Annotated in this window: 1 protein-coding gene (running past one end of the window); it reads right to left on the bottom strand. The window is 71.5% G+C overall.

Annotated features, from left to right (window positions below; genetic code table 11):
* Window positions 1-12,490 carry the start of a non-ribosomal peptide synthase/polyketide synthase gene (locus G443_RS04215; RefSeq protein WP_051313660.1) on the bottom strand. The gene continues 15,071 nt to the left of window position 1, outside the view, so the window shows 12,490 of its 27,561 coding nt (coding positions 1-12,490); its start codon is at window positions 12,488-12,490; its stop codon lies beyond the left edge, outside the window.

The raw sequence follows: 12,490 nt of genomic DNA, 5'->3' as shown, positions 1-12,490 counted from the left end.
CGAAGGACGTGGAGTGGAACAGGGTCCACACGTCGTCCGGTCCGACGTCGAAGAGCTGACCGGCGGAGGCGAGCAGGCGCAGGACGTTGCCGTGAGGGACGACGACCCCCTTCGGCGTACCGGTCGAACCGGAGGTGTGGATCACGTAGGCCGCGTTGGCGCGTGTCGTGCCACGGGGAGGGTCGGTGGCGGGAAGTGACTGGTCGAGGGACCAGCGCACGGAATCCGCGTCCACGACCGCGACGAGGCCGGTGTCGCGGCGGATCAGCTCCAGTCGGTCCTCCGGGTAGTCGGGGTCCAGCGGAACGTAGGCCGATCCGGACTTCAGCACCGCGAGAACCGCGACCACGAGGTCGACCGACCGGGGCAACAGCACGCCGACGAACCGTTCCGGCCCGGCCCCGTGCGCACGCAGCCAGTGCGCCAGCCTGTTCGCCCTGGCGTCCACCTCGGCGTACGTCAGGCTGATCTCGTCGTCCACCAGGGCGACCGAACCCGGCGTTCTCCTGACCTGGGCGGCGAAGAGTTCGGCGAGGTCGTCCACAACGGGCGTCGGCACGGTTGGTCCCGCCAGCCCGGGGTTCCCCGTCTCCTCGGCCCACTCCTGCTGGGAAAGCAGTGGTACCGATCCGATGGAGCGTCCGGGGTCGGCCAGCACGCCGCGCAGCAACCGCTCCCACCGGTCGACCAGGTCGCGCGCCCCGGACTCGTCGAACAGGTCGGTCGAGTACTCGAGCATGACCTCGATCCCCGCGCCACCCGCTCGTTCGGTCAGCGAGAACAACAGGTCGAACCGGGAGGTCCCGGTGTGCGCCCACACCCCGCGCGCCGTGAGGTCCGGCAGCGACACGGAGCCAGTCGGGGCGTTCTGCAGCGCCAACGCGACCTGGAACAACGGGTGGTGACCGGCGGAGCGGTCCGGGTTGATCCGCTCCACCAGGTACTCGAACGGCACGTCCTGGTGCGCGTAGGCGGCCAATGCCCGGTTGCGGACACGCGCGACGAGCTCAGAGAAGCCCGGGTCGCCCGAGGTGTCGGTCCGCAGCACCAGGGTGTTGACGAAGAACCCGACCAGGGGGTCGAGCGCTTCGTCGGCGCGGCCGGCGATCGGTGACCCGATGGGCACGTCGGTGCCCGCCCCCAACCTGGTCAGCAGGGCCGCGAGGCTGGCCTGCAACACCATGAACACCGTGGCACCGGTCGCGCTCGCCAACGCGGCGAGCTCACGTTGCACCTCACCGTCGAACTCGGCGGAGACGAACGAACCGCGGTAGGACGCCGTCGCCGGCGCCGGGCGGTCCGAGGGCAACCGCAACCGGCCGGGAACACCCTCCAGCTGGGCCGTCCAGTAGTCCACCTGCCGCTCCAGGAACTCGCTCGGAGCGTCGGGAACACCCAGCAGGTTCCGCTGCCACATCGTGTAGTCGGCGTACTGGACGGGCAGCTCGGCCCAGCCCGGTCGTGCGCCGCGTCGCCTCGCGTCGTAGGCGGAGCTCAGGTCCTCCAGCAACGGCGCCATCGACCATCCGTCGGCGGCGATGTGATGGACGACCAGGAGGAGCACGTGCTCGTCGCCACCGGTCTCCAACAACCTGGCGCGCACGGGTACCTCGCGCGACAGGTCGAAGACCTCACGCGCGTACCGGGACAACACCTCGTCCAGCCGGGCCGTCGGCACCGCCTCGACCCGCCAGTCCACCACGGCCGCGTCCGGCTCGAGGACGACCTGGTGGGGTTCACCCGACCTGTCCGGGTACACCGTGCGCAAGGCCTCGTGACGTCCCACGACGTCCGCGACGGCGGCTTGGAGCGCCACGCGGTCCAACCGGCCGCTCAGCCGCAACGCCAACGGCATGTTGTAGGTGGCGGACCTGCCCTCCAGCCGGTGCAGGAACCACATGCGCCGCTGCGCGAACGACAGCGGCACGATCTCCGGACGGGGCAGAGGGCCCAGCGCCGGCCGGGCCGGGCCGGACGCGTCGAGCCGCGCGGCGATGCCGGCAGGGGTGGGGAAGTCGAAGATCACCCGAATTCGCAGTTCGACCCCGAGTTCGGCCCGGACCCTGCTGGCCAAGCGGGCCGCCATCAGCGAATGACCACCGATCGCGAAGAAGTTGTCGTCCACGCCCACGTCGCTGACCCCGAGGACCTGGCCGAACAACTCGCAGAGCGCTCGTTCACGAGGGGTTCCCGCCGGTGCCGCACCCCGTGTCGGGACACCTCGGTCCGGAGCGGGCAGCGCGGCGCGGTCCAGTTTCCCGTTCCGGGTCAGCGGCAACTCCCGTAGGACCACCACCACTGACGGGACCAGGTAGTCCGGCGCGACCCTGGCCAGCGCGGATCGCAACACGTCCGGCTCGCACGGTCCCGTGCCGTCCGGGACGACGTAGGCGACGAGGTGCCTGTCACCCGGCGGCTCCTCCCGCACGGTGACCGCCGCCTCGGCGACACCGGGTTCCGCGACCAGCAGCGACTCGACCTCACCCGGTTCGATGCGGAAACCGCGGATCTTGACCTGTTCGTCGATCCTGCCGAGGAAGACCAGCTCACCTGACTCGGTCCACCGCACCAGGTCTCCCGTCCGGTACATGCGGTCGCCCGGGGAACCGAACGGACAGGCGAGGAACCTCGCGGCGGTGAGCCCGGCACGTCGCCAGTACCCGCGTGCGACACCAGCCCCGGCGATGTACAGCTCCCCGGTGACCCCGGGCGGTACCGGCCGCAACCGTTCGTCCAGCACGTACAGCCCCGTGTTCCACAACGGTCGTCCGATGGGGACCGTCGAGGGGACCTCGTCACCTCGGGACATCGGATTCACCGACGAGAACACCGTGGTCTCCGTCGGCCCGTACTCGTTGGCGACGACGATCCCCTGGCAGGCCTCCAGGACGCGGCTCACCGCCGCCTGGGACACCACGTCACCGCCCGCCCACAGTTCCCGGACCCCGGCGAAGCACCCCGGGTCCTCGTCGGCCAGCGTGCGGAACAGACCCGCGCTGACGAACAGTCCGGTCACGCCGCCCTCGGTGATCGCGTCAGCGAACTCGGCGGCGCCGAGCCTGCCGGGGGAGGCGACGACCACGGTGCCGCCGGTGAGCAGCGGAACCCAGATCTCGAAGGTCGACGCGTCGAACGCGAACGGGGAGTGCATCAGCACCGCGTCGTGGTTCCCCCGGCCCCAGTACGAGTTGGTCGCCAGGTGCACGACGTTGCGGTGCGTGTTGAGCACGCCCTTCGGGGTTCCCGTCGACCCCGAGGTGTACATGACGTACACCGCCTGTTCGGGGTGGGTGGTGACCTCAGGCCGGATGTCCGGGTACCCGTCCGTCACCCCCTCGTCGGTGATCCGCACGGTACCGATGCCGGCCGGCGCCACGGCGGTCGAAGCACGGTCGGTGAGCAGCAGCACGACGTCGGCGTCCTCCGCGGTCCACCGCGACCTCGCCTCGGGCTGCGTCGGGTCCAACGGGACGTAGGCGGCACCGGCCTTGAGCACGGCCACCGTCGACACCAACAGGTCGAGTGAGCGTTCCTGCAGGATCGCCACCCGCGCTCCCGGTGCCACCCCCGCCTCCACCAGCAGTCCAGCCAGGCGGTTGGCCCTGCGATCGAGTTCGGCGTAGGTGAGCGACTCGCTCCCGCGCACCGCGGCGACGGAGTTCGGCCCGCGGGCCACCTGGCGGTGGAACAGGTCGATGACGCTGACCGGTTCGACCTGGGTGGCGGTGTCGTTCCACTCGACCAGCATCCGGCGCAGCTCGCCCGGATCCAGCAGGTCGACACCGCTCAACGGGAGATCCGGCCGCTCCGCGACCGTGTGCAGCAACCGGAGCAGCCGAAGGCCGAGACGTTCGGCGGTCGCTCGGTCGAACCGGTCCGACGCGTACTCGACGGCGTAGGTCAGCCGCCCGCCCCCATCCTGGGCGAACACCACGGACAGGTCGAAGGGAACCATGCCGGTGTCGATGGTGCGGGCGGTGACGCCCAACCCCGCGACCGCGTCGAACGCCCCGGCGAGCTGGTACTGGTCAGCGGGGTCGAATTCCACCATCACCTGGAACAGCGGGTGTCGCGCGGTTGAGCGGGCCGGGTTGACCTCGTCGACCACCCAGTCGAAGGGGACGTCCTGGTTCCGGTAGGCGGCGAGCGCGGTGGCCCGCGTCCGACCGAGGACCTCGGTGAAGCTTGGGTCGCCGGTCAGGTCAGCCCGCAACACCACGGAGTTCACGAAGAACCCGACCAGGTCCTCCACCGCGTGGTCCGTCCTCCCGGCGACGGGGGCGCCCAACGGGATGTCGGTGCCGGCGCCGAGCCGGGACAACAGCATCGCGACGGCCGCGTGGGCGAGCATGTGCATCGTGGCGCCCGCATCGCGAGCGAGGGCGGCCAGCCGGGTGCTGAGCTCAGAGGGGACCTCGAACAGCACTCGTCCTCCGCCGTTGGAGGGAGCCGCTGGACGGGGTCGGTCAGCGGGCAGGGGAATTTCCTCGGGAACCCCGGCCAGCGCGTCCCGCCAGTACGCCAGTTGGTCTGACGCGGCGCTCCCCGGGGACGTCCCGGAGCCAAGCACGCCGCGTTGCCAGACCGTGAAGTCCGCGTACTGGACGGTCAACGGTTCCCACTCGGGGGTACCGCCGCCGCGGCGCGCCACGTAGGCGGAGGCGATGTCGCGGGTCAGCGGCCGCATCGACCAGCCATCCACCGCGATGTGGTGCGCCAACAGCACCAGGAGGCACGCCCCGCCGTCGGTACGCACCACCCACCACCGGAGGGGGATCTCCTCGGCGAGGTCGAAGGTCTCCGACGCCAGCTCCCGCAACAGCGGTTCGAGCCGCTCCTCGCTCACCAGGTGCTCGCGGGGTGCCGAGGGCAGGTCCGAGGTGTCCCGGACCTGCTGCCACCGTGTCCCGTCCACCTCGGTGAAGGTCGTGCGCAGCGCCTCGTGCCGGTCGACCACGTCGAGTACCGCGGCGTGCAGGGCGTCGGTGTCGACGTCCCCGGAGAACTCCAACGCGAACGGGACGGTGTAGGTGGCGGACGCACCGTCGAGTTCGTGCAGGAACCACAGCCGTTGCTGAGCGAAGGACAGCGGGACGAGCCGTGGTCTCTCCGTCGCCGTCAGCGGTACCCGTGCGGCACCGCCGAGGGTGAGCCGCGCGGAGAGGAGGGCCACGGTGGGAGCGTCGAACAGCTCCCCAACGGGCAGGTCCACCGCGAACACCCGCTGGACCTCCGCCACCAGCCGGGTGGCGAGCAGGGAATGACCTCCCAGCGCGAAGAAGTCCGCGCCGGCGTCGACAGCCTCGACCCCCAGCACCTGGGCGAACAGGCCGCACAGGATTTCCTCGTGCGGGGTGCGGGGCGCCCGACCGGTCGTCGCGAAGCCGTAGCGGGGCGCCGGTAGCGCCCTGCGGTCGACCTTGCCGTTCGGTGTCACCGGGATCTCGGGGACGGTCACGAGAGCGGACGGGACCAGGTAGTCCGGCAGCCGCCGGGCCAGCGCCCCCAACAGCGCGGCATGGTCGTGGTCGTCCCCGGCCGGGACCACGTACCCGACCAGACGTCGGTCGCCCGGCCGTTCCTCCCGGGCCACGACCACCGCGTCGGCCACGGCCGGCTGCTGCCGCAGCACGGCCTCCACCTCGCCCGGTTCCACTCGGAAGCCGCGGACCTTGACCTGCTCGTCGGCGCGTCCCACGAAGTGCAGCAGGCCCTCCGACGACCACCTGACCAGGTCACCCGTGCGGTACATCCTCGAACCGGCAGACCCGAACGGGTCCGCCACGAACCGCCCAGCGGTGAGCGTGGGCATCCCCAGGTAGCCTCTGGCCACGCCCTCACCCGCGACGTACAGCTCTCCGGCCGCGCCCACGGGCACGGGCCGGAGCCGGTCGTCGAGCACGTACACGCGCGTACCGGCGATAGGGGTCCCGATGGGTGCCTCGGTCCCGTCCAAGGGGTCGCTGATCGTCGCGCACACCGTGGTCTCGGTCGGACCGTAGGCGTTCACCAGGCGGTGGGACGCCGACCAGCGGGCCACCCCCTCGGACGAGGACACCTCGCCGCCGACGACGGCGGTCACGAGGTCAGGAAGGTCGGAACCAGGGCTGTCGGTGGGGATGGTCTGCAGCACGGACATCGGCAGCTGGACGTGCGTGACCCGGTGGCGGAGGAGGACGTCCAGCAGGGCTCCGCCCACCAGGCGGTCCTGTCCCGGCAGCACGAGCGTCGCACCCGCCGCCAGTGCCATGCACAGGTCAGCCACCGACACGTCGAAGCTCATCGAGGTGAACTGGAGGACACGACTGCCCTCGTCGACCGCGAACCGGCTGATCTGGGCCGCCGCCAACGCCGCCAGACCCCGGTGGGTCACGACGACGCCCTTGGCCCTGCCCGCCGAGCCCGACGTGTAGATGACGTAGGCGGAGCCGTCGGGACGCACCACCCGCTCGGGGGCGTCCGACGGCCATCCATCGAGGTTCTGACGCACGGAGTCCTCGTCGAGGACCAGCAAGGGCCGGGCGTCAGCCAGCATGAACCCGAGTCGTTCGGCCGGGTAGTTCGGGTCCAGCGGCAGGTAGGCCGCGCCCGTCTTCATGACCGCCAGGGTGGCCACGACCGAGTCGCGGGACTTCGACATCCGGACACCGATCACGGTCTCCGGAGCCGCGCCCTTGTCTACCAGCCAGTGCGCCAGCCGGTTGGCTCGCGCGTCCAGCTCACCGTAGGACAGCTCCACATCATCAGCCACCACCGCCAGGGCATTGGCGTCCCGGGCCACCCGTGCCGCGAACAGGTCGGGCAGGGACACCGGAGCCGGCACCGGACCGCGCTCGTTCCACTCGACCAGCACCAGTTCCCGTTCCGCCGCGTCGAGCAGGTCGACGCCGCCGACCGGACGGTCGGGGCGCGCCGACACCTCCCGCAGCAGCCGTTCCCACCTGTCGAGCAGGGCCCGGACGGTGTGTTCGTCGAACAGGTCGGTGTCGTACTCCGCGATGACGTCGATTCCCGAGGGCTCCCCGTAGGAGTCGTATCGCTCGGTCAAGTTCAACGCCAGGTCGGTGCGTGACGTGTCCGTCCCCACCCACCGGGCCTCCGTCGTCACCCCCGCCAGGTCGAAACCCGCACCCGGCAGGTTCTGCGACACGACGGCGACCTGGAACAACGGGTTGCGCGACCGGGACCGCCGCGGGTTGATCGCGTCGACGACGTGCTCGAACGGCACGTCCTGGTGAGCGTGGGCGGCCAGTGCGGTTCGCCGCACACGGTCGACGAGCGTCGCGAAGGACGGGTCGCCCCCGGTGTCCACCCGCAGCACCAGGGTGTTGACGAAGAAGCCGACCACGTCGTCGAGCGCCTGATCCGTGCGACCGGCGACCGGCACGCCCAGCGGCACGTCCGCACCGGCCCCAAGCCTGCTCAGCAGGGCCGCCGTGGCGGCCTGCGACACCATGCTGACGGTCGCGCCGGTATCCCGCGCCAATCGTGCCAGCGCGCGGTGGAGCTCGGCGGGCAACAGGGTGCCGACCTGCCCACCCCGACCGAGGGCCACGGCGGGCCTCGGCCGGTCGGCGGGGACGCTCACCAGCTCCGGTAGATCCGCCAGCTGATCCGTCCAGTACTCCAGCTGCCGAGCGGCCAGGCTGTCCGGATCGGACCGCTCACCGAGCAACTCGCGCTGCCAGAGCGTGTAGTCCGCGTACTGCACCGGAAGCGGTTCCCACGCCGGCTCGACGCCGGCTCGGCGGGCCGCGTAGGCGACTGAGAGATCGCGGGCCAGCGGTCCCATCGACCAGCCGTCACCAGCGATGTGGTGCAGCGACAACAACAGCAGGTGGTCCGTGGCGCTGACCCGGAAGAGCACGGCGCGTACCGGTGGTTCCGCGGACAGGTCGAAGCTCCGGCGAGCCGCTTCGGCGACCCTTTCCGGCAGCTCCGGCTCCTCCACCTCGAGTACCGCCCACGGGGGAGCGACCTCGGACGCGGCCAGCACGAGCTGGCTCGGGCCGCCGTCGTCGACCGCGAACACGGTGCGCAGCGCTTCGTGACGAGCGACCACGTCCCCCAGCGCGTCGCGCATCGCGTCCGCGTCGAGGTCACCGGTCAACCGCAGTGCCAACGGCATGTTGTAGCTGGGTGACTGGTTCCGCAGCTCGTGCAGGAACCACATCCGCCGTTGCGCGAACGACATCGGCACCCGGTCCGGGCGGGGCATCGGGACCAGCGCGGGCCGCGCCCTCCCACCACCCGCGATCAACTCGGCCAACTCGCGGACCGTGGGACGGTCGAACAGCGCCGCGATCGGGACCTCCCTGTCGAGGAGGGCACGAATCCGGTTCACCAGCCGTGTCGCGAGCAGGGAATGCCCGCCCAGCGCGAAGAAGTCGTCGCCGACGGCCACGTCAGGTGCTCCGGTCACCTCCGCGAAGAGGTCGCACAGGAGCCGTTCGTGCGGCGTGCGGGGAGCCTGCCCCCCGCTCGAACCGAACGCCGGCGCGGGCAGCGCGGCGCGGTCCACCTTCACGTTCGCGTTCAACGGAATGGCCGGGACCGCCACGACGACGGCGGGCACCATGTACGCCGGCAGCGTCTCGGCCAGCGCGGTCCTCGTCGAGTCCACGTGCCGACGCACGGCCTCCGCCCAGGTGGGATCGCTCGTGGTGGCATCACCCGCGAGGCAGAGGCCCGCCACCGGGCGGTGGTCGTCGGAGTCGGGGACCAGGACCGCGTCGAAGTGGAACGCATCCGACTCCGACCACGTCAGCAGCGCGCGAAGACCGCGCTCCGCGGCCCAGCGTGCCACGTCCTCCGGGTCGATCGCGTCGTCGCCGGGATCCTCGGACTCGCCACGCAGCCGGGCGTTCGGGACTCCAGCCACCCGAACCGGGGCCTCCGGCGCGGTGGGCAGGTCCTCCCAACCAGCCAGGTCCACCCCCCACTCCAGACGAGTTGCCGTCTCCAGCCGCAGCGCCTCCACTCCAGCCTTGTGCAGCACCACCTCGTAGCGGTGCCGGGTCAGCTCGTTGTGGTGCGCACCCCGCTTCAGGCGGATGTCGACGGCACCGATTCGTCCGTCACGGTCGGCGAAGGCCGTGAACCAGCCCGGTGCGAGCACGAGTTCCTTCTCGAGCATCGCGGCCCGCGCGGCACCGACCGGCAGACCCGGCCCGCCCCGCCCCTGGGCCCGTTCGACGGCGGTGTGGAGGGCGTGGAGAGTCGACGCGTTGCGCACGTCCCCGATCACGATGCGGCCGCCCGGCACCACCAGGTCCAGCACCGAATCCAGCACCCGGTCCAGGTACCCCGTACCAGGGAAGTACTGCACGACCGAGTTGAGGACGACCGTGTCGAAGTGGTCGGTCGGCAGACCGCCGAGATCATGGGCGGGACGACACCGCAGCTGAACCCGGCCCGCCAGTCCGGCCCGGACGACCCGCTCCTCGAGCTGGTCGATCACCTCCTGGGACAGGTCGGTTCCCCAGTACTCCTCACAGGTACCCGCCAGCTCGGACAACAGCAGGCCCGATCCCACCCCGATCTCCAGGACTCGGCGCGGCGCGCCCTCCCGAACGCGGGCCACCGCGGCGGCGCGCCACTCGCGCATCTCGGTCAGCGGGATCGCCCGCCGGGTGTAGGAGCTGTCCCACCCGGTGAAGTCCTCGCCGAAGGCCGCCGAGGACGACCGAGCGGGAAGCGCGTCGAACGCCTGCCGCCACCGGTCGACGGTGTCGTCCTCGGAAACGCCTCCCGCCACGTCCTGGGCCGGTACCACGTACCCCACCAGGCGCGGGTCCCCACGCCGGTCCTCCCGCGCGACGACGACGGCCTGGCGCACCCAGGGCTGGGCGAGCAGTGCGGCCTCGACCTCCGCGGGTTCGATGCGGTGACCACGCAGCTTCACCTGCTCGTCCGCGCGTCCGACGAACTCCAACTCGCCGACGGTGTTCCACCGGGCGAGGTCACCGGTCCGGTACATCCGTCGCCCGGAGTCGAACGGGTCGGCGATGAACCGCGACGCGGTCAGCCCAGGACGGTGGATGTATCCCCGAGCGACGTGCGCGCCCGCCACGTACAACTCGCCCACGACACCGGTGGGCGTCCGCCGCAGGTGGTCGTCCAGCACGTACACCTGGACCCCGTCGAGGGCGGTGCCGATCGGTACCAGGCCGCCGACACCGCCTTCGCCGTCGGCGCGGCGGCCCGTCACCATGACGGTCGTCTCCGTCGGTCCGTACAGGTTGAACAACGGCGCGTCCACCTGCTCGGCGAACCGCGCGGCCAACTCGACGGGGAGCGCTTCTCCGCAGGCGATCACCTGTCGCAACGAGGACGCTTCCCGCAGCACCGAAGCCTGCTCCTCCTGCCTGACGAGCCGGTCCAACGCCGAGGGTGTCTGCGCCAACACGGTCACGCCCTCGGCGACCAGCAGGTCCCGGAACCGCGGTGCCGACTGGGTCACCTCATCCGGGACCACGACCAGGCGTCCCCCGCTCAACAGGGCACCCCAGATCTCGAAGACGGAGAAGTCGAAGGCGGGGGAGTGGAACAGGGACCAGACGTCGTCTTCGAGGACACCGTGCCCGCCCCGGACCGCGCGGCACAACGCCACGAGATTGCGGTGCTCGACCACCACCCCCTTCGGTTCCCCCGTCGATCCCGAGGTGTGGATCACGTACACGGGGTGGCGGTCGGTGAGACCGGCGGGACTCGGTTCGGTGTCGGCCCGCGTGGCCAACGCCGACGCGGTCTCCGGTGTGCCGAGGGCGAGCACGTCCACCGGGAGCCCCGGGGCCGGCCTGTCAGTGATGACAAGAGCGGGGGATGCGCTGGCCAGGACACGTCGGATCCGCGCGGTGGGCTGGGATGGTTCGAGCGGGAGGTAGGCACCGCCAGCCTTCACCACGGCCAGCACCGCGACGATCAGGTCCAGCGAACGGGGGAGGAGGACGGCCACGGGCTCGCCCACACCGCAGCCGCGCTCCGTCAGCAACCGGGCGAGGCGGTTGGCCCTCGCGTCGAGCTCGGCGTACGTGAGGGTGCGGCCCTCGAAGGTCACCGCACCGGCGGTCGGAGTGCGGCGCACCAGCGAGGCGAACACGTCTGGCACGGTCGCAGCGTCATGAGCCCACTCCCCGGCGATCCCGTCCTCGTGCCGCGCCGGCGGCCGGAAACGCAGGACCGACGCGAGCGCGTCGATCCGCGCGGACGGCGCGGCCGTCAGGACGGCCAGGGCCTGGGTCCACCGCTCGTGGTGCTCCTCGACCTCGCCGGCGCCGTGCACGTCGGGGTTCCCGGAGAACACCACGACCGGTTCACCGCCGGTGCTGACCTCGGCTGTCTCGATGCTGATCTCCAGCTCCCGCACCGGCCCGGACGACAGCGGACTCCCCACCGCGGTCAGGCCCGCGAACCTCGGTGTCGCGGCGGGAACGAGGTTCACCGCCACGCCCGTCAGCGACGACCCACTCCCACCCAGACCCATTTCCTGGTGCAGGTGCTCCAACGGGAAACGCCCGTGTCGTGTGACCTCCTCCAGCGCGGCCGCCACCCTCCGGGCGAGCCCGGTGAACGTGGTCTCCGGTGACACCACGACACGTAACGGCAGTTCGTTGGCCACCATGGCCGGGGTGCGCGCGACGGCGGGGTCCTCCCTGCACGGCAGCGGAACCGACAGCACGACGTCCCGGTTGCCCGTCAGGCGGTAGACGTAGGAGACCACGGCGGCCACCAGCAGCGCCCGCACGGAGATCCCCTCCGCTTCGGACAGCGCGCGCAACTGCCACGCCTGGTCGGCGTCGAGCGGTCGGGCGGCGCCCCGCTCCGGGGCGGCGGGCGCGGGCACCAACCCGGCCAGCGACGTCGGACCTGTGAGGCCAGCGAGGGATGTGCGCCAGTACTCCCGGTCCCTGTGGTAGTCGGCAGAGGCCAGGTACGCGGTCGCCGAGGCGTTGATCTCCGCCAGGGGCACCGTGTCCACCGCCGGTGGCTCCTCGCCGCCGACGAACGCGCCGTACACGCGAGCGATCCGGGCCAGGTGAGCCCCGAGCCCGGCGTCATCCATCACCAGGTGGTGGGCGGCCAGGTGAAGCAGGTGGGAGTCGTCGGACAGTCGTACCAGGGTGTGCGTCACCAGGCCGTCGGCCGCGGGGTCACGCGGCTCCCGCATGTTGGCCCGCACCCAGGAGTCCGCCCTCGCCCGAGGGTCGTCCGCTCGGGAGAAGTCCCGTACCCGCAGGACGTCCTTCCCCCGAGGAGTGATGACCTGCCACACCTCGTCACCGTCGACGTCGAACCGCGAGCGGGCCGCCTCCGCGTCCTCGACGGCCCGGGCGACGCTCCGCTCCAACGCGGAGACGTCGAGCGGACCGACGAGGTCCACCACCGTGCCGACCACGAAGCGAGGGTTCGACGGGGCAACCCGGTGGCTCAGCCAGATCCCGCGCTGCCCAACGCTGATGGGCTGCCTGACGTACCGAACCTCGGACAC

This window comes from Actinoalloteichus caeruleus DSM 43889, from assembly GCF_000429185.2.
In the GTDB taxonomy this organism is placed as follows: domain Bacteria; phylum Actinomycetota; class Actinomycetes; order Mycobacteriales; family Pseudonocardiaceae; genus Actinoalloteichus_B; species Actinoalloteichus_B caeruleus.
Note: the sequence above shows the minus strand (reverse complement) of the source record. Positions and strands in the feature narration are given on the sequence as shown.